We start from the raw sequence: 18,458 nt of genomic DNA, 5'->3' as shown, positions 1-18,458 counted from the left end.
ATTAGAGAATCAATGACGTGAACGACGCACCAAAGCACCGGTATCTAAAATCAATGCAACCTTACCATCACCAAGGATAGTAGCGCCAGAAACATTGGGGACTTTACGATAATTTGACTCAAGGTTTTTTACAACAACTTGTTGCTGCCCTAACAATTCATCCACAAGCAGAACAACTCTACTGCTGTCAGCCTCTATGACAACCATAATGTCACTAACTTTATCTGAGTTGTATCTCGGCACTTGGAATACTTTCTCCAACTCAATAACAGGCATATATTCATCACGCACCTTAACCAACTGTGCACCCTGCCCCACAGTACTGACTGCATCAGATTTAACTTGGAATGACTCAACCACCGACGACAAAGGCAAGATATAGACCTCATCACCAACACCAACCGACATACCATCCATGATCGCCAAGGTCAGCGGCAACCGAACAGACACCTTCATACCGTTGCCTTCGGAGGACTCAATCTCCACCGTGCCATTCAGTGACGCAATATTTCGCTTCACGACATCCATACCAACACCACGACCCGACACATCAGTCACAGCTTCTGCGGTCGAGAAACCTGGTGCAAATATCAGTTGCCAAACTTCAGCATCGGACATCTGGTCTGAGACATCAAGCCCACGCTCTCGGGCCTTCGCCAGGATTTTCTGCCTTGACATGCCTTTACCATCGTCTCGAACTTCAATCACGATTGAGCCGCCCTGATGGGACGCAGAAAGTGTGATCGTCCCCGTTTCAGGCTTCCCAGCTCGAATGCGCTCCTGAGGACTTTCGATACCGTGATCACAACTGTTTCGAACCAAGTGAGTCAACGGGTCTGTGATTTTCTCCACAAGACCCTTGTCCAACTCTGTTGCCTCACCCTGGGTCACGAAATCAACCTTCTTTCCAAGTTTGCTCGCCAGATCACGCAGCATCCGGGGAAACCGGCTAAACACAATTGACATTGGAATCATCCGGATTGACATGACAGATTCCTGCAAATCGCGAGTGTTCCGGTCAAGATCTGTCAATCCGGTCAACAACTGTTGACAAACAGCGGGATCCAGCGCTCGGCTGTTCTGCGCCAACATGGCCTGGGTGATCACCAGCTCTCCAACCAAGTTAATCAGTTGGTCCACCTTGCTGATAGCCACCCGAATCGTCGCGGCCTCAGGCTGCACCGCACTCACCGCAGGCACTTTGGCGGCACTTTGAACCTTGGCCACCGTACTCACATCCGTCATTGGGGACGCAGCGATCGGAGAAACTTCAGCCGCATGTTGTTGCGGAGCCCCCGGAGCACCATCAAAAAAGCCAAAAATCGGCGCATCGGAAGACCCTCTCTCGGAGGGTTCGGGCAGAGCTACAGCAGGTGACGTCATTGGTTCATGATGCACCCCCGAAACGCCAGAAGCGGGCATATCAACGATAACAACATGCTCCCGAGAGACATGGAACGCAAACAAATCCAATAAGTCCTCATTGGAGGACGTTGTCTGCACTTCAAAAACTCGAGTATCCGCAGGAGTTCCGGAAAGTGTCAAAGGTTTGATTTCCCCCAATCCTGGAATATCGCGAAACAACTCAACAATAGCTTCGGCCTGAGTTGGCTGATCCAACTTGACCAGTCGAATCTCAAGATGACGCTGATCACTACCACTTTTCTGAACAGTCACTTCAGCCGGAGCCGCCTGCAGAACAACCGGGGGCTCAACAGGCACAACCTTAACCGGTTCGGCAGGTTTGGCGACCGGGACAACAGGGACATCCTCTCCCGCCACCAAAGCACGAATCCGGCTGACAAGTCCCGCAGTAGCAGGTCCTTGACCAACATTTCCAGATTGATGGCAAGCCAGCAACCCGCGCGAAGCATCAGCAGACTCCAGCAGGACATCAACCATCGATGCGTTTGGCTTGAGCTCGTGCCGCCGAAGTCTATCCAGCAGCGACTCCATTTGATGGGTCAATTCTGCTACATCAGAAAAACCGAAGGTAGCCGCGCCACCTTTGACGGAATGGGCACAACGAAAAATCCCATTGAGCTCCTCGTCGTCAGCCGTCTCCAGATTCAGGCCCAACAACATCTGCTCCATCAAGTCCAGATTCTCACCAGCTTCCTCAAAAAATATCTGATAAAACTGGCTCAGGTCAAAGTCGGCACTGGACCCGCTGCTCTCATGATGCGTTTCAGCCATGTCTATCTCCAGAAATCTAATGTATTACACGGACGAAAAACGCCGTTACTTGATAACTTTCTTGATCACTTCGATCAGCCGATTCGGATCAAACGGCTTGACCAACCACCCAGTAGCACCAGCCGCTCGCCCGGCCTGCTTCATGAGATCACTGGACTCGGTGGTCAGCATCAAGATGGGTACTGTTTTGAATTGCGGATGCTCACGCAATTTACGCGTCAAACTCAGACCATCCATACGCGGCATGTTTTGGTCTGTGATCACCAGATCTATAGGCTGAGCTTGAGCCTTCTCGTAAGCATCTATGCCGTCAACCGCTTCAACGACTTGATACCCGGCTCCAACCAAGGTAAAAGCCACCATCTTGCGCATGGATGGTGAATCATCGACAGTGAGTATGACAGGCATGAGGACTCCAACAATATCAAAAAAGCTCAACCGAACCCGCCTGCATTTCATCCTGAGTCACAGGGTTGGGGCGGTCCGGCACATCTTCCACAAAGGGAACAGCATCACCATCCTCAGAGCCCATGGAATCCGAGGCCAGACGGTAGGCACAACCCTGCAAAATCTTGGAGGTATGAACGATCAACTGGGAAGCCATATCCTGAAACTGCAATTCAGTCAGCGCAGCATGCAGACCAGCGCGTACACCTTCGAGCTCTTGCATGGCGACCAACGCAGGATCAGACAGATCAGCACTTGCCGCTGTAAATCTCTGCATTAAGTTTTCCATGGTGTGGGCTAGCAAGCCATCCAGCCGTTTTAAGTCATGAACAACCACCAACAACGAATCCTGTACTTCAGCCACCAGCATGACCGGCAATGCCACAGTAGGGGTCGAAAATGTTGGCTGAAGTGACATTTGAAATGGAATCTCCGTTCAGAGCACCTTAAAACAAGCAGAATCGGGCCTGCGGACAATCATAGCGCCAATCATGCTCAACAAAAATCAAAAAAAACACGCTGTCTTACGTGTGCTTCATTTGGAGGACTCGGCGTCCGATCACCTACTGGTCAAGCGTGAATTCCAAAAATCGGGAACACCAGTCGACATCGTGCGCGTGGAGAACCTGGAATCCTTCAAGAGCGCGTTACTGGAGAACGGCTTTGATGTTGTTTTGGCGGATTATCGTCTTCCCGGCCTCACTGCGCTAGACGCCTGGGCATTGATGAATGAATTGTCCGTGCGCTTGCCATTTGTCCTGCTGTCTGGTGCCATTGGGGAAACTGCAGCAGTCCAGGCCATCCAGGCTGGCATCAGCGACTATCTGCCCAAGGAAGACCTTTCCAAACTTCGCCATGTGACACAACGCGCGATTGAAATGCACCACATTGTGCTGGCCAGAGAACAGGCTGATGCAGAGCTGAAACACTCTCAAAAACAACTCGCCAGCTTTGCCGAACAGCTTCAGTCCACCATAGAACAGGAGCGCGCTGCCATCGCTCGCGAAATCCACGATGACATCGGTGGCTCCCTAGCGGCCATCCGTTTTGACCTGGCTTGGGTGGAAAGACATGTGTCAGACACAAGTGTGCTGGCCCATGTCCAAGCCGCGACAGACATGTTGCAACATGCGGTGGAGGCCAGTCAGCGCATCATGATGAACCTGCGCCCGGCCATCCTGGACCAGGGGCTGGTTGCCGCCATCCATTGGCTCGGCGACAGCTTCTCTCGCCGCACCGGCATCCCAACCCAGATCAAAGCGGAGTTGATCAACAACTGCCTGTCCAAAGACATCCAACTCACCGCCTACAGAACCGCACAAGAAGCGCTGACCAATGCCAGCAAGTATGCACAGTGCACTCACGTCAAGATTGAGCTGGCAGGGGATGACCATTTTCTGACCCTTGAGGTGGCTGACAATGGACGGGGCATGATCGATCAGCACACAGGCGCGGCGGGAGGATTTGGGCTCAAAGGCCTCAAGGAGAGAGCCAAGACTGTCGGAGGCTGGCTCGATGTCAGCACCCAAAGGGGCCACGGCACAGCGATCACCCTGTCCATCCCCCTCAGCGACAACTCAACCATCAAACAGGAGTGATGAGACCATGATTCGCGTCATTTTGTGCGACGACCACGCCATGATCCGGCGCGGCATCAAAGAAACGCTCTCTGAAGCGGTGGACATCCAGGTTGTTGCCGAAAGTGGCTCCTACTCTGAGGTTCGCGAGGTTTTACGCGCCCACCCTTGCGACGTGCTCGTCCTCGACATCAACCTACCAGGCCGGGGCGGGTTGGAGGTGCTGGCCAGTTTGCGTGAGGTGGACTCCCCCATCAAAGTCCTGATGGTGTCCATGTTCCCGGAGGACCAGTACGCCATCCGCTGCCTGAAAGCGGGGGCACAAGGTTACTTGAACAAAGCTGGTGACCCGGCCGATCTAATCACCGCGGTACGCACCGTGGCCCAGGGACGCAAATACGTCACCGCCAATGTGGCCCAAATGCTGGTGGACAACCTCAACACCCCGGAAAACACCAGTGCTCACGCCTGCTTGTCAGAGCGTGAGCTACAAACCCTGTTGAAGATTGCTTCCGGCAAACGCCTGTCCGACATTGCCGAGGAACTCATGCTGAGCCCCAAAACTGTCAGCGTTTACCGGGCACGCGTGCTGGAAAAACTCAAGCTGACCAACAACGCCGAGATGACGGTGTATGCCATCCGCAATGGACTGGTCTGAGAAAACAGCTACCTGATGGCAAACACGTCAATGGCCCGCTGCATCAGCGCCATCACCGGCTCATCAAGCATCGGCAACATGGCTGCCATGCCAAGTAGCCCCACCGACAGCGTCACTGGAAAACCGATGGCAAAAATGCTCATTTGAGGTGCAACACGCGAGACAATGCCCAGCGCCAGATTGGCAAACATCAGCATGCCGACCATCGGCAGCGCGATCCACAGCCCGCTGGCGAACAGGTCTACCCCCAAATCCAGCACTTTCATCTGTTTCAATGCTTCCAGAAAATTCTGATCCACAGGAAAATTCTGAAAACTCTTGATCACAGCCATCAGCACCAGCAGGTGGCCATTCATCACAATGAACATGAACAGGGCCATTTGGCCGAAAAACCGTGCGACGGCACTGGACTGGGTGTTGAAGGTAGGGTCAAAAAAGGAGGCAAAACCCAGCCCCATCTGAAACCCAATCACCTCACCCGCGAGTTCGATCGCCGCGAACACCACACGAATCGCAAAGCCAATGGCCAGACCAACACCAACCTGTTGGAACACCGCACCCAAGGCCGCGCTGTCCGTGATGCTGACCACGGGTTGCTGACCCAAGGTGGGCTGTGCTGCCAACGCAATAAAAAATGCCAAACCAATACGAGCCCGAACCGGAAAAGACTTGGAGGAGAAGACCGGGGCCGATGTAAAAACCGCCAGGGTACGTAAAAAGGGCCAGATCAAGGGCGACAGCCAGGCTGTCAACTGGGCTTCAGTGAAAGTGATCACGGCTTGCGCCAGTTCACAAAATCGCCGAGGGGATGGCCTCGATGGTGCGCCGGATGTACTCCACCAACGTGGTCAACATCCAAGGTCCAGCCAGCGCAAATACGGCTATGGCAGCTATCAATTTTGGAACAAAAGCCAGCGTCGCTTCATTGATTTGCGTCACCGCCTGAAACAGACTGACCAACAGCCCGACCACCAGCATCACCCCCAGCACCGGGGCAGACACCATCAACATCATCCACAGAGCGTCTTGCCCCATGGTCAGTACCATTTGTGCATTCATGGTTTGCCCTTAGGTGACAAAACTGGCCGCCAGGGAACCGATGAGAAGGTTCCAGCCGTCAGCCAGCACAAAGATCATCAGCTTGAACGGCAACGCCACCAGCACTGGGGACAGCATCATCATGCCCAAGGACATCAACACGCTGGCCACCACAATGTCGATGACCAGAAAGGGAATAATGATCATGAAACCGATCTGGAAAGCAGACTTCAGCTCGCTGATCACAAAGGCCGGAATCAACACCCGCATCGGAGCCGTGGTCGCATCTGTTTTGACATCCAGCTTGGCCAGTTTGACAAACAGCGCTAGATCAGCCTGCCGCGTCTGTTTGCTCATGAAGGAACGCATCGGCGCCTCGGCCAAAGGCAAAGCCTGTTCAAACGACAAAGTGTTGTTGCTGTAAGGCAGATAGGCGTCGGCATACACCTTGTCCAACGTCGGCCCCATGACAAACAATGTCAGAAACAAAGACAAACCCACCACCACTTGAGTGGGTGGCGCGGACTGTGTACCCAAGGCTTGGCGCAGCAGTGAGAGCACAATCACGATGCGGGTGAAGCCCGTCATCATCAACAAAATGGCCGGCAAAAAGGACAGCGCCGTGAAAAACAGCAGCGTCTGGATCGGCACGGAAAAACTCGTGCCCGAACCACCTGTCCCCACCAACAAGGGCAGCTGAGCATTGCTCTGGGCCAGCCCCAGCGCATGCATGCTCAATAGCAAAATTACCACCAAGACCTTGAATAACTTGGCTACTCCGCTATGACTTTTGCAATACACCATCAACAACTCACTCTCGCACCTGGATTGCTGACGGGTCAGGTGAACGCTCAGCGTCCGCGCTCCCCGAACCCACCGCGCTGGTATGCAGACAGGTGATCGCCTGCGCCGTTACACCCAGCGTCAGCCAGACGCGTGCGTCAGGCGGTCCGACCTCAACGGTGACCACGCGCTGGTGCGGGCCCACAGCCACAGCGGATATCAACTTGGCACTGACCGCACCACCCACCACACCCACGCCGATGCGGCGCTGCAGCCACTTCAACCCAAACGGAATGGCGGCCAGCACCGCCATGGCCAAAACAAGCGGAAACCATGCGGACAACATCGCTGATTAACCTTTGCTGACCCGGCGCAAACGCTCTGACGGCGTCACCACATCGGTCAGGCGAATACCAAACTTGTCGTTCACCACCACCACCTCACCCTGGGCAATCAGGTAGCCGTTGACCAGCACGTCCATCGGCTCCCCGGCCAGTGCGTCGAGCTCCACCACCGAACCCTGACCGAGCTGCAGAATGTGCTTGATCGGCACCTTGGTACGGCCCAGCTCCACCGACAGCAAGACTGGAATGTCCAGCACCCGGTTGATGTCGTTGATCGGCGCGTCGCTGTTGTACCCTGTCGAGGAGGACGAATGGTTGCGCGGCAGATCTTCAGACAACACCCCACCTGACTCCGGCGAGGCCGCCGTATCCGTGCTCTTTTGCTCCATCAAGGCCTCGGCCCAGTCGGCCAGGCCGTCGTCTTCTGCGGGTTTGTCATCAGTTGCCATAGTGATCACCTTTCCAGTTGAGGTCGTTGGTCCTCAAGCATTTTTCAATTTTGAGAGCATACTTTGCATTGTGTGTGCCGTACTGGCACTCAAACAGCGGCACACCGTCGACCTTGGCCTGAATCCGGTGCTGACGGTCCAGTTCGATGAAGTCGCCCGGTTTCATGGCCAGCAACTGCTCAACCGTCGCATCCGCGTGTGCCAATTCGGCCACCAGCACCACCTCAGCCGCCTGAATCTCCTGTGTCAGCACATTCACCCAGCGGCGGTCCACCTCCATGGAGTCACCCTGGGTGGAAGAATACAACACGTCACGAATCGGCTCCAGCGTCGCATAGGGCATGCAGAAATGGATGGCCCCTGTGATTTCACCAATTTCGAGATGAAACGAGGTCGACACCACAATTTCACTGGGCGTGGCGATGTTGGCAAACTGCGGCTGCATTTCAGAACGCTGGTAATCCAGCTCCAACGGGTAAATGCCCAGCCAGGCCTTCTTGTACTCAGCGGTGATCACATCCACCAGCCGATTGATCACCCGTTGCTCAGTGGCCGAAAAATCCCGGCCTTCAATCCGCGTCTGGAACTTGCCTATGCCGCCATACAGCGACTCGATCACACCAAACACCAGCGCCGGTTCACACACCACCAGACCACTGCCGCGCAAGGGCCGGATCGCAACGATGTTGAAGTTGGTCGGCACCGCCAGTTCGCGCAAGAAAGCGCTGTAACGCTGCACCGTGACCGGGCCCACCGAAATTTCCGGGCTGCGGCGGATGAAGTTGAACAAGCCCACGCGCAAGTTGCGGGCAAAGCGCTCGTTGACGATTTCCATCGTGGGCATACGCCCACGCACGATGCGTTCCTGGCTGGAGATGTTGTAGGCACGAACCTCACCGGTCTCCGCCACCTCTTCTGTCAGCTTCTGGCTCTCTCCCGTCACGCCCTCCAGCAGGGCATCAACTTCTTCCTGGGATAAAAACGATTCACTCATGGCCAACCCGGCAACTCATCATTGAACAATCAAGCTGGAAAACAGCACGGCCACCACCGGGTAATCCACAGGCGCCTTTTTACGCACCTTCTTGCCTGGCACCGGCTCGGGCTCCGGCTCGCCTCCGCCAAACGGCCTGGAGCACTCCACGAGGATGTCGTCAATCAGCTTCTGTTTGCCCTCTGGCGACAGCAAATCGTCGGCCGCACGCTGAGACAGCAGCATCAACACACCACTTCGAATGGTAGGCATATAGGCTTTGACGGTGTCGACGGCGTGGACGTCACGCACTTCCAACGTGATACCCACCTGGGCCACACGCTCACCACCGGGGTCTGCCAGATTCACCACCATGTTGTCCATGGGCAAATAGACCGGTGGTGTTTTTGCCGCATCATGGGCCGCTGGTGCATGTGCGGCCGGCTCGGCGCCGCCCTCTTCATCGGCTGCAGCAGCCGCACGCTGTTTGCTGATCATAAAAAAGGCGCCGCCTCCGCCCAGCACCAACAGCAGGACAACACCGATGATGATGATCAACATCTTCTTGCTCTTGGCAGGCTTGGCAGCATCTGCCCCCGCTTCAGGTTTGGTCGCCACGATGGTTCCTTTGGTGCTTCAACACGGTCATTATTGGGTTGGCATGCCATTCTGATGGCCCGAAAAGCCATCCAAGCACGCCGCATCTGTCCTGTTAGCGAGTCTAACGTCACACATACAGATCCAGGGCTCGTCCCACCGACGGATTGCCTGGGCGAGCGGCGGCGACCTGCACTGGCTCCATGGCCACCAACGTGGACTGGCGTGGTGTGGATCTGGGCTGGCGACCCTCACTGGGGGTGTTGCCCTGGCCCGACGTGCCGACCGACATACCGGTCAACTGCAAACCCTCGCCCGACAACATGGTCTTGAGTTGGGCCGAGGCACTCTCCAGCGCCTGGCGCACATCGGGCTGGTTGCTGCGGAAATCCACCTGGGTCTGATCCCCGTCGATCGAAATGCGCACCTCTACAGGCTCAAAACCCAAACCATCCAGCGTCAACTCGGCATTTTGCACACCTTGGGTCGCCCAGTAACTCACGGTTTCGGCCACGGGGGTGTCCGGCACCACCGCCGAAGCAGCGGCAATTTCATAGGTAGGACTGATGCCCAGACGGTCTGCCACCGCCCCACCCGAAGCCCCCTCCAGACCGGTACGGACTTGCCCGGTGTTTGTCTTGCCGTCCCGGCGCTCTGTCGATAGGGCCGAGACGTCGACGTTCACGAGGGCGTTTGCCACACGGTCTGCCTCGGGCGCGAGTTGCAGCACCGGGTGACCGGGTTGCAAACGGGCCTCACGCGACTCGAACTGCCCCTGAACGGCTGCATGCGACTGGGTCGCGCGACGGCCATTCAACAAGCTGCTCACATCAGACGCCACGGCCGGTGTCGCGCTGGCAGCTGTTGCCGCTACCTCACCCACGTTCGCGGCCTGGCTTTTGTCTGCACTGCCTTTGCCGCCGAGCAGCGCAGGCGTGACAGGCGGAGCGGCAGCTGGAACTAAATTGATAGCTATCAGCCCTTGACCATCAAGGGCTAGAGGCACACTTTGCGCATCATCCTTGCCTGAGGTCAAATCATCCCCTGCGGTGGGCTGGCTGGTATCTGACGGCAGGCTCTGGACATCTGGCGCAGACAGAGAGGACATCAGGTCAGCAAAACCGCCACTTTCGCCGCCCTGCCCGCCCGTGCCTGCGGTGCGACCGCTTATTGCCTTGCCTCGGCCAGCTTCCGTGGTGGTCGTTTTGGTCCCTTCCGGGGCACGGGTGGATTCGATGCTCATGTGTCATTCTCCGCTTGAAGGCGCTGTTGGCGCTGTGATTGTTGGCTGGCAAACTCGTCCATCTGCTTTTGTTCCTGGCGTTGGCGGGTTTTGGCAATGGCCAGCCGGCGGGTCGCCAGCACCTGTTTGAAGCTGCCGAGCCGACATTCGGCCTGCAACAGCAGTTGCCGAGCGGCCTCGATCCGCTGTGCGTGGCTGGCCAGCACCCCCTCTTGCATCTGGATCGCCTGATCCAGCCGCCCGATGAACTGGTAATGGTGGCGCAGCATCTCTGGCGTGGTGCTGATTTGTGCCCCCTGCAACCAACGCTGCTCGGTCTCCACCGCGTATTGCTGAAGCTGTTGCATCTGGTCTTGGGCATGGGCTTGGGCGTGCAAGATATTTTGCAAGTTCGCCTGCGCCTCGTCACGCCGGGCGGTGGCCAGGTCGATCGCCAGCAACAGGGTCTTTTGTCCGGACATGGCTTACCTGCGTGCCACGGGGGTCAGGGCATCTTGCATGCCGTCCAGACTGGCAGCCATGGGTGCAGCCTCAAACATGTCCTGCTGCAGGAACTGCACCATGGGCTCATGCAAGGCTATCGCCTCGTCCAGCGCCGGGTCAGACCCAGCGGCATAGGCACCAATCTGTACCAGATCACGCGCTTTTTCGTAACGCGAATACACCGCCTTGAAATTGCGAGCCAGCTCAAAATGTTCGCGCGACACCACGTTGTGCATCACCCGCGAGGCAGATTGCTCGATATCGATGGCCGGGAAATGCCCAGCCTCAGCCAGGGTGCGCGACAACACGATGTGACCATCCAGAATGGCGCGTGCTGCATCCGCAATCGGGTCCTGCTGGTCATCCCCTTCGGACAACACGGTGTAAAAGGCAGTGATCGAGCCCACACCATGCAGCCCATTGCCACTGCGCTCCACCAGATGGGGCAGCTTGGCAAAACAGGACGGCGGGTAACCTTTGGTGGCGGGCGGCTCACCAATGGCCAGGGCAATTTCGCGTTGTGCCATGGCGTAACGGGTGAGGGAGTCCATCAGCAGCAACACATGTTTGCCTTTGTCGCGAAAACTCTCGGCCACCGCGGTGGCGTAGGCGGCACCCTGCATGCGCAGCAAGGGTGGCGCATCTGCGGGAGCGGCCACCACCACCGAGCGGGCCCGGCCCTCTTCACCCAGAATGTCTTCGATGAATTCCTTGACCTCGCGGCCCCGTTCACCAATCAGGCCCACCACAATCACGTCGGCTTGGGTGTAACGCGCCATCATGCCCATCAGCACACTTTTACCCACACCCGAGCCCGCAAACAGGCCCAGCCGCTGGCCACGCCCGACGGTCAACAAGGCATTGATGGCACGCACCCCGGTGTCCAGCGTCACCCGCACCGGGTCACGGTCCATGGCGTTGATGGGTTGGCGGTCCAACGGAATGGATGACACCCCCGACAACGGGCCCTTGTAGTCCATCGGTCGCCCCTGCGCATCCACCACCCGCCCCAGCAAGCCATCACCCAGTGGCAGGCGCAGCGCACCTAGGCTGCTGGTACGCTCGCTTTGACGACGCTCACCCAACCGGGGCGCCACCACATAGGCCGGAGCTGGCTCGACACTGGCGCCGCTGGACAGACCGTGGACATCACCCGCAGGCATCAGAAAAGCACGGTCGCCGGAAAACCCGACCACCTCGGTGAGCACCGGTGCTTGCCCCTTCATGCGAACCCAACATTGCGAGCCCACCGGCACGCGGATACCCACGGCCTCCAGCACCAGACCCGCCAGGCGCGTCAGGGTGCCGCGCATCTCCAGGCTGGTACCCACCTCCACCCGCTTCTGGGCATCGGCCAGAAAGTGGGCCCACTTCAGGGTGGCTTCAGGTGGGCTCACCGGGAACCTCCCAGGTGCTGCTGAGGCCCAAGGTAGCCACCGCACGCTGCCAGCGTTTTTGCAGGGTACCGTCAATCACCGTACCCGCTGATTCCACCAGGCAACTGCCGGGCAACAGCTCCGGGTCAGCACGCAGGCTCAAACCGATACCGGCAAAGCTGGTCTGGATCTGTGGACCCAGCGCGGACAGGTCCTGCGGGTGGAGTTTGACCACCGCTGTTTTGAACTCGGCACCGAGCAGGCCAATCGCCTCGGTCAGCACCGGCATCACCACCGCCGGGTTCACCGACACTTCGCGGCGCAGCACCTGGCGGGCGAGTTCACAAGACAGCGCCAACACGCCTTGGGCCATGGCCTGCTCGGCGGCCTGCTGTTCCTGCTGGGCCGCCTCGAAAAGTGCGGTCAGTTTGTCTGCAGCTTCTTGCGCCTGGTTGCTCAGAAAAGCCTGCATTTGCTGCTGTACCTCGGCCTGCGCCTGCAGCTTACCTTGCTCCAAACCGGCGGCATACCCTTCCTGATACGCCTGCTGCAACTGCGATTCGGTTTGGGCGGCAGCGTCTTGCGCTTCCTGTGCCTTGATACGGTCCGCCAGCAACTGGGCAGCAGTATCCATGGCGCGAAACTGCCACTGCTGGACCGCGTCAATTTCCTCACCGGGGATAAATCGGGCGTAATTGTTCATGCTCATACCATCGCGTCATCACCACCACCACCAATCACGATGGTGCCCTCGTCGGCCAGACGCCGCACGGTTTTCAGAATTTCCTTTTGCTGCGCCTCCACCTCGGACAAACGCATGGGCCCGCGCGACTCCAGGTCTTCGCGCAGCGACTCGGCCGCGCGCGAAGACATGTTCGAGAGGAATTTCTCCTTGAGTTCCGGCTGCGCACCTTTCAGCGCCACGATCAGCACATCGGAAGACACTTCCTTGAGCACTGTCTGGATCGCCTTGTCGTCGAGCTTGATCACATCGTCAAAGACAAACATCTTGTCCATGATCTTCTGCGCCAGATCAGGGTCATGGTTGCGAATGGACTCGATCACCGTGCCTTCAATGGCGGTGCCCATCAGGTTGATCATCTCGGCAGCCGCCTTGATGCCACCCAAGGACGATTTGCGCATCTTGTCGCCACCCGCGAGCACCTTGAACAAGACCTCGTTGAGGTCCTTCAAAGCGGTCGGCTGAATACCTTCCATGGTGGCCACACGCAGCATGACCTCGTTGCGCTGGCGCTCCGTGAAGAACTTCAGGATGTCGGTGGCCTGGTCAAAGTCCAGGTGCACCAGGATGGCTGCCACGATCTGCGGGTGTTCATTACGCAGCAGCTCGGCCACGCTGGAGGGCTCCATCCATTTCAGGCTTTCAATGCCAGAGACGTCGCCCCCCTGCAAAATGCGGTCGATCAACAGCGCAGCCTTATCGTCACCCAGGGCGCGTTTGAGCACCGAGCGCACATAGTCGCCCGAATTCGACACCAGCAAACTCTGCGCAGCGGCAATGCTGGTGAACTTGTCCACCACCTCGGTGACACGCTCACGCGTGATGGTTTTGGTTTTGGCGATGGCTTCGCCGAGTTTTTGCACCTCTTTGGGCGACAGATGCTTGAACACCTCCGATGCCTCGGCTTCGCCCAGAGACATCATCAGGATGGCTGCATCTTCCAGACCGTCAGATTGCGACATGGTTTACGTTTCCCCGGTTCATTGCCTGGCGGATTGGGGGCAAGGCCGTCAAGCCGGCGCCTCGCCATTGATCCAGGTTTTGACAATATTAGCAACTGCAGCCGGGTTGTCACGCGTTAGTTTGCGCGCCTCTTCCAAAGCGAGATCGCTGGCGCTTGGCTCATTGGACAACAAACCAGCTGATGCAGGGCCTGCCAACATCGGCCGATCCGGCTCATCCGACTCGATCGCATCCAGTCCACCCGTGGACGAGGTCTTGAGTTCCTGCATCGGCTGCGCCATCACTTTGAGCGCTGGCCGTATCGCCCCCATCAGCACCAAAGCAGCAAACAGCAAGGTGCCCAACGGCCAGGCCAAACTGCGGGCCAGATCCTGAACCTGCGGCTGCTGCCACAGCGGCACGTCATCGACAGACACCTTGTCCAGCGTGAACGGGGCGTTGACCACATTCACCGAGTCACCACGGTCTGCACTGAAACCAATGGTTTCGCGCACCAGTGCGGTCATTTTCTCGAGCTGTGCATCGGTCAAAGGCACGGTCGAGGTTTTGCCCTTGGCATCGGTGGCGGTCTGGTGGTTGAGCACCACCGCCGCACTGATGCGCTTGATCATGCCAGTGCTGCCGCGCACCACACGCACCGTCTTGTCCACCTCGTAGTTGATGATGGATTCTTTTCTGCCACCGGTGCCCGCAGTAGTGTTGGCCCCATTGGCTGCGGCCGGGGTTTGAGCAGCACCGTTGATGGGCGCAGCCGTCGGGCCGGGCGGCTGGTTGGTCACCGCCCCCGGCACACCGGTGGGTACCGCGTTGGCGGCGGCGTTGGTGCTCTCCAGCAATTGCTGGCTGCGGATGGCCGCCGCATCAGTGGTCTGGTTGGGCTTGAACAACTCAGAGGTGGACTCGGTCTGCGAAAAATCCAGCTCGGCTGTGACCTGGGCGCGCACATTCTGGCGCCCCACCACCGGCTCCAGAATGTCCAGAATACGCTTGCTGTAGAGCTGCTCAATCTGCTGGACATGCTGCAGCTGCTGGGCGTCTGCACCCATGCCCAATTCACCCTCTGGCGTGGCAGACAGCAGTTTACCGGTGTCGTCCAGCACACTCACCGCCTTCGGGTCCATCTCAGGCACGCTGGAGGACACCAGGTGGATGATGCCCGCCAACTGACCCCGGTCGAGCGAGCGCCCGGCATTCATACCCACCACCACCGAGGCAGAAGGTTTTTGCTGCTCTCTGAAAAAGCCATTCTGATTGGGCAAAGCCAAATGCACCCTGGCGCTTTGCACCGAGGACAGCGCCTGGATGGAGCGCGTCAGCTCCCCCTCCAAACCACGCTGAAAGGTCAGCCGCTCCTGGAACTGCGTCATACCAAAGCGGTTGGCGGTATCCATCAGCTCAAAACCTGTGATGGCCCCTTTGGGCAGCCCCAGCGAGGCCATTTTGAGACGTGTGTCGTAGACCTTGTCCGCCGGCACCAGAATGGCGCCGCCACCCTCGGCATATTTATAAGGCACATTCAAGGTGGTGAGCTGCGCCACGATGGCGCCACCGTCTTTGTCGGCCAGGTTGGCGTACAAAACGCGCCACTCGGCTTGACGACCCATGACCAAACCCACCACACCAATCATCACAAACAGCACCACGCCCACAGCCAGGCGCATTTTTTGGCCTTGATCCAGCATCGCCAGGCGTTGGCTGAAGCTGGGATTGACAGAAATGGCTGGCAGAGCAGTGGCGGCGGGCATGGGGGTCTTCCGTAAGAGGGGTGCTTGACGCAACTCGGATGCCGATGATTATTTGGCACACCTCTGGAAACATGAGCTTGATAAGACCGGGTTTTACCCCTCACTTCACATTTATGTTTTGACAGGGGCGCTCTAGCATCCCTCCATCCCATCCTGCGGGCACCCAAACGCCATGAACCTCAGACTCACTCCCAACACCATGCCGCTCAGCAGCCTGCGGCCCACGATGCCAGGCGGCAAAGCAGCAGGCCAGGTGACGGGCGCCGAGTCCGAAGGTTTTGCGGGTGCTTTAAAAAGTGCGCTGGGCTCGGTGAGCGCCGCGCAAAACGATTCGTCACGTTTGCAAAAAGAAGTGCAGCTGGAGAACCCCAAGGTCAGCCTGGAAGAAACCATGGTGGCGATCCAGAAAGCACAGATCGGCTTCCAGGCCACCTTGCATGTGAGAAACCGGATGGTGCAGGCCTACACCGACATCATGAACATGCAAGTTTAGGCTTATATACAAAAATAGCTGCTAGCCCTTGATCTACAAGGGCTAGCAGCTATTGATTTAAGAATATTCAGGTCAGTGCAAATACGCGCGCTGACCTTCCAGATTTTGCTCGCAGTGGGTCAACCAGGGCTCAGCCAGATAACGGATCTGCGCATCGTTGTTCAGAATTCGCTGCATGATGCGGGTCTTCTCCGCACGCTGCTCCGGCAGCAATTGCTCAGAGCTGGCACGTGAGCGCAACTGCTCAATCAACACCGCGCAAGCACCTTCAAAATGAACCACCTGCTCCCAGTCTTCCGACTTGGCTGCATCCAGCATACGCGCACTGCTGTCTTCGATGGCTTTGTAATAATCAATGAGGCGCTGCGACATATCCGTACTCCGGTTTATGGGCGCTCTGTGCGTTGGCATCAAGCTGCCCCCCAATTTGTTTCCATGCATCAGCAACTGGGGCAATCAAGCGAATAACCTCATCAACCATTGCAATGCTGTTTCGCAAATTAGCTTCTGTTGTTTTGAAAATGCAATAGTTGTACAAATCATGCAAATTGCCAGCCAGCTCCCCACCGCGAGACAGGTCTAAGCTGGCCTTGAGGCCCTCCTCAAGGATACGAACAACTCGCCCGATTGCGCGACCTTTAGCTGGAATGTCACCGGCCAACATGGCACTTTTAGCGGATAAAAGTTGCTGTTGCAGTGTGTCAAACAGCAAACTTACCAAATGGTGTGAACTTGCGCCCGAAACAGATGTTTCAATCCCAATCGACTTGTATGCTTGGGCGGATCGTGTGCCGACTGAAGTAAACATTTCAACAAACTCCTTGCATTCCTGTTACTTTATTTATCGGCATTTCCAAGAAAAAGTAAAGCCAATTTTAAGTCGTCGATTTATTCCAAACAGCCAACTGTGCGGTCACAAAAGAGTTCAGGGAGCTCAAATCTGCCATTCGCAAGTCCAACGCTGCGTACTGCTTGTTCAATTGAGCTTCAACCACAGACGCGCGCTTGTTCACACGATCCTGATCACTGGAATTGTTGTTGATGGACTTCTGCAAAGCCGCTGTCTTGTTGGTCACCCGCCCGTCAAAGGTAACCATATCGTGGGCGAAGTCGCGCACTTTGACGCCAAAGCCACTGGTTGTTGCATCGCTGTTATTGACGGTAAACAAATTTTTCAAGTTATCCAAATCCTGCATGGCGCTTGAGAGCTTGGTCTGGTTAATTTTCAATGAACCATCCTTTTGCCGCTCCAGGCCCGCATCTGAAAGATGTGTGAGCGATGACCCCACGCTGGTAGACCCCATCATGGTTCTCAACGCAGTCATCAACCCCACCGTAGTTGCATCACCTTGCATCGGGCCAGCGATTTTGGTACTGGCATCGTACTTAGTTGCTTCAGCCAGCGTTGCGTTGATGGCGTTGTAGGCATCCACAAAGCTTTGAATATTTTTTTGCGTTGCCGCAAGGTCATTTGCGACAATCACCGTCACCGGCGCAGTAGTAACCTGGGACAACTGCAGCGACACCCCTGGCGTCACGTTGTTCATGGTATTACTGGCAGAGGTCATGGCCACACCATTGACCGTTAAATTGGCATCCAAACCTGACTGCCCCATGAACATCCCGGTGGACGTACCGCTACTCTGCGTCGCATTAGTAGCCGTTGCATCGGTAAAACCATAGTTTGCCAATGTGCCGTTGTCACCTGAATCAGGTGTCGCCGTTACACTGAAACCCATAGCCGCACCGCTTGTAGAAGACTGAAAAGTCAACCGCTCATTGACACCATCGCTCAGCACAGATGCTTTAATACCTGTGTTGGCAGCGTTGATCTTGCTGGCGATAGCACTTACCGTGTCGGTGGCGCTCACCGTGACGGAAACTGCTGCACTTGCGCCTGCTGCGAAGCTGCCACCTGTCCAGGTGCCCAACTGAAAGGACAGCGTACCTGATGCACCCGGGGCCACACCCTTGGCAACCCCTAACGATGCAGTGGACTGCGCTGCCGCAAGTTGCGTGACATTGATGGTCAAGGCAGCGCTGCTTGCTGTGCTGCCCACATTGACACCCACCGCCGCAGCGTTTGAGGATGATCCGGTTTGCGTATTCCACCCGCTGCTACCAGACAGCAGTGCCGCAGCATCGCCCAACGCGGACATCTGGGATTTGATCGTGCCATACAAGCTTAACTGCGTCTGCAACTTGCTGGCTTTGGTCTGGAGTTGCACCAAAGGCTGCTTTTCTATCGCCACAAGTTGCGACACAATGGACTTCACATCAAGGCCACTGCCAATACCTGTTGATGAAATTGTCATAACGGTCTCCTAGTATTGAAGCAATGTACCCAATCA

At 56.9% G+C, this 18,458-nt stretch carries 22 protein-coding genes; 3 read left to right on the top strand and 19 right to left on the bottom strand.

Going from position 1 to position 18,458, the window contains the following annotated elements:
• Nucleotides 1-9 precede the first annotated feature (9 nt).
• The 3 genes from KKO72_RS12325 to KKO72_RS12315 are packed head-to-tail and all read right to left on the bottom strand — an operon-like array spanning nucleotide 10 to nucleotide 3,061.
• Nucleotides 10-2,196 carry a chemotaxis protein CheW gene (locus KKO72_RS12325; RefSeq protein WP_214938663.1) on the bottom strand — a complete coding sequence of 729 codons (2,187 nt, stop codon included), beginning with the start codon at nucleotides 2,194-2,196 and terminating at the stop codon, nucleotides 10-12.
• Between the two features lie 45 nt (nucleotides 2,197-2,241).
• On the bottom strand, nucleotides 2,242-2,604 hold the full coding sequence (locus tag KKO72_RS12320) for a response regulator (protein ID WP_078366622.1): 363 nt from the start codon (nucleotides 2,602-2,604) through the stop codon (nucleotides 2,242-2,244).
• 16 nt (nucleotides 2,605-2,620) lie between these two features.
• The gene (locus tag KKO72_RS12315; RefSeq protein ID WP_214938662.1) at nucleotides 2,621-3,061 is read right to left on the bottom strand and encodes a hypothetical protein; all 441 of its coding nucleotides are present in this window, start codon (nucleotides 3,059-3,061) and stop codon (nucleotides 2,621-2,623) included.
• Nucleotides 3,062-3,134: 73 nt separating this feature from the next.
• On the opposite strand from KKO72_RS12315, the gene KKO72_RS12310 reads away from it, so the two are divergent.
• The gene (locus KKO72_RS12310) at nucleotides 3,135-4,241 is read left to right on the top strand and encodes an ATP-binding protein (protein ID WP_214938660.1); all 1,107 of its coding nucleotides are present in this window, start codon (nucleotides 3,135-3,137) and stop codon (nucleotides 4,239-4,241) included.
• A 7-nt stretch (nucleotides 4,242-4,248) separates the two neighbouring features.
• Entirely contained in the window at nucleotides 4,249-4,878 is a 630-nt protein-coding gene (locus KKO72_RS12305) for a response regulator transcription factor (RefSeq protein WP_180124682.1), read from the top strand.
• An 8-nt stretch (nucleotides 4,879-4,886) separates the two neighbouring features.
• Here the strand turns inward: KKO72_RS12305 and fliR are convergent, their stop codons facing one another.
• From fliR to fliF, 13 genes are all read right to left on the bottom strand, one after another.
• Complete coding sequence (gene fliR / locus KKO72_RS12300; RefSeq protein WP_214938658.1) at nucleotides 4,887-5,654, bottom strand: flagellar biosynthetic protein FliR; 768 nt, start codon at nucleotides 5,652-5,654, stop codon at nucleotides 4,887-4,889.
• 13 nt (nucleotides 5,655-5,667) lie between these two features.
• Nucleotides 5,668-5,937, bottom strand: a complete 270-nt coding sequence (fliQ, locus tag KKO72_RS12295) for a flagellar biosynthesis protein FliQ (RefSeq protein ID WP_214938656.1) — start codon at nucleotides 5,935-5,937, stop codon at nucleotides 5,668-5,670.
• Nucleotides 5,938-5,946: 9 nt separating this feature from the next.
• Nucleotides 5,947-6,648, bottom strand: a complete 702-nt coding sequence (fliP, locus tag KKO72_RS12290) for a flagellar type III secretion system pore protein FliP (protein WP_214938654.1) — start codon at nucleotides 6,646-6,648, stop codon at nucleotides 5,947-5,949.
• A gap of 79 nt (nucleotides 6,649-6,727) precedes the next feature.
• Nucleotides 6,728-7,045: a flagellar biosynthetic protein FliO gene (locus KKO72_RS12285; RefSeq protein ID WP_214938652.1), complete on the bottom strand. Its 318-nt coding sequence runs from the start codon at nucleotides 7,043-7,045 to the stop codon at nucleotides 6,728-6,730.
• A 6-nt stretch (nucleotides 7,046-7,051) separates the two neighbouring features.
• Nucleotides 7,052-7,492 (bottom strand): flagellar motor switch protein FliN, encoded by a 441-nt coding sequence (fliN, locus tag KKO72_RS12280; protein WP_214938650.1) that lies wholly within the window; start codon nucleotides 7,490-7,492, stop codon nucleotides 7,052-7,054.
• A complete protein-coding gene (gene fliM, locus KKO72_RS12275) occupies nucleotides 7,482-8,486 on the bottom strand; it encodes a flagellar motor switch protein FliM (protein WP_180124688.1) in 1,005 nt (334 codons plus the stop codon). Before fliM ends, fliN begins: the two co-directional genes overlap by 11 nt.
• Nucleotides 8,487-8,504: 18 nt before the next feature.
• Entirely contained in the window at nucleotides 8,505-9,083 is a 579-nt protein-coding gene (locus KKO72_RS12270) for a flagellar basal body-associated FliL family protein (RefSeq protein WP_371736874.1), read from the bottom strand.
• A gap of 109 nt (nucleotides 9,084-9,192) precedes the next feature.
• The gene (locus tag KKO72_RS12265; RefSeq protein WP_214938648.1) at nucleotides 9,193-10,305 is read right to left on the bottom strand and encodes a flagellar hook-length control protein FliK; all 1,113 of its coding nucleotides are present in this window, start codon (nucleotides 10,303-10,305) and stop codon (nucleotides 9,193-9,195) included.
• Nucleotides 10,302-10,766: a flagellar export protein FliJ gene (gene fliJ / locus KKO72_RS12260; RefSeq protein WP_214938646.1), complete on the bottom strand. Its 465-nt coding sequence runs from the start codon at nucleotides 10,764-10,766 to the stop codon at nucleotides 10,302-10,304. The genes KKO72_RS12265 and fliJ overlap by 4 nt, the downstream gene beginning before the upstream one ends.
• A 3-nt stretch (nucleotides 10,767-10,769) precedes the next feature.
• Nucleotides 10,770-12,164: a flagellar protein export ATPase FliI gene (gene fliI, locus KKO72_RS12255; RefSeq protein ID WP_371736876.1), complete on the bottom strand. Its 1,395-nt coding sequence runs from the start codon at nucleotides 12,162-12,164 to the stop codon at nucleotides 10,770-10,772.
• A gap of 7 nt (nucleotides 12,165-12,171) precedes the next feature.
• Nucleotides 12,172-12,867, bottom strand: a complete 696-nt coding sequence (locus tag KKO72_RS12250) for a flagellar assembly protein FliH (RefSeq protein WP_214938645.1) — start codon at nucleotides 12,865-12,867, stop codon at nucleotides 12,172-12,174.
• Between the two features lie 2 nt (nucleotides 12,868-12,869).
• The gene (fliG, locus tag KKO72_RS12245) at nucleotides 12,870-13,868 is read right to left on the bottom strand and encodes a flagellar motor switch protein FliG (protein ID WP_078366635.1); all 999 of its coding nucleotides are present in this window, start codon (nucleotides 13,866-13,868) and stop codon (nucleotides 12,870-12,872) included.
• Between the two features lie 48 nt (nucleotides 13,869-13,916).
• Nucleotides 13,917-15,614, bottom strand: a complete 1,698-nt coding sequence (gene fliF, locus KKO72_RS12240) for a flagellar basal-body MS-ring/collar protein FliF (protein WP_214938643.1) — start codon at nucleotides 15,612-15,614, stop codon at nucleotides 13,917-13,919.
• A 226-nt stretch (nucleotides 15,615-15,840) separates the two neighbouring features.
• Between fliF and fliE the strand changes: the two genes are divergently transcribed.
• Entirely contained in the window at nucleotides 15,841-16,107 is a 267-nt protein-coding gene (gene fliE, locus KKO72_RS12235; protein ID WP_371736875.1) for a flagellar hook-basal body complex protein FliE, read from the top strand.
• A 72-nt stretch (nucleotides 16,108-16,179) separates the two neighbouring features.
• On the opposite strand, the gene KKO72_RS12230 is transcribed toward fliE, so the two are convergent.
• The 3 genes from KKO72_RS12230 to fliD form a co-directional block, all read right to left on the bottom strand.
• Complete coding sequence (locus tag KKO72_RS12230) at nucleotides 16,180-16,479, bottom strand: flagellar protein FliT (RefSeq protein ID WP_214938638.1); 300 nt, start codon at nucleotides 16,477-16,479, stop codon at nucleotides 16,180-16,182.
• Nucleotides 16,460-16,915, bottom strand: coding sequence for a flagellar export chaperone FliS (fliS, locus tag KKO72_RS12225; protein ID WP_214938636.1), 456 nt, complete (start codon nucleotides 16,913-16,915; stop codon nucleotides 16,460-16,462). Before fliS ends, KKO72_RS12230 begins: the two co-directional genes overlap by 20 nt.
• Before the next feature lie 67 nt (nucleotides 16,916-16,982).
• Nucleotides 16,983-18,422, bottom strand: a complete 1,440-nt coding sequence (gene fliD, locus KKO72_RS12220) for a flagellar filament capping protein FliD (protein ID WP_214938634.1) — start codon at nucleotides 18,420-18,422, stop codon at nucleotides 16,983-16,985.
• Between the last annotated feature and the right edge of the window lie 36 nt (nucleotides 18,423-18,458).

This window comes from Rhodoferax sp. U11-2br, from assembly GCF_018619435.1.
Taxonomy (GTDB): Bacteria; Pseudomonadota; Gammaproteobacteria; order Burkholderiales; family Burkholderiaceae_C; genus Rhodoferax.
This window is presented reverse-complemented; position numbering and strand designations above follow the sequence as displayed.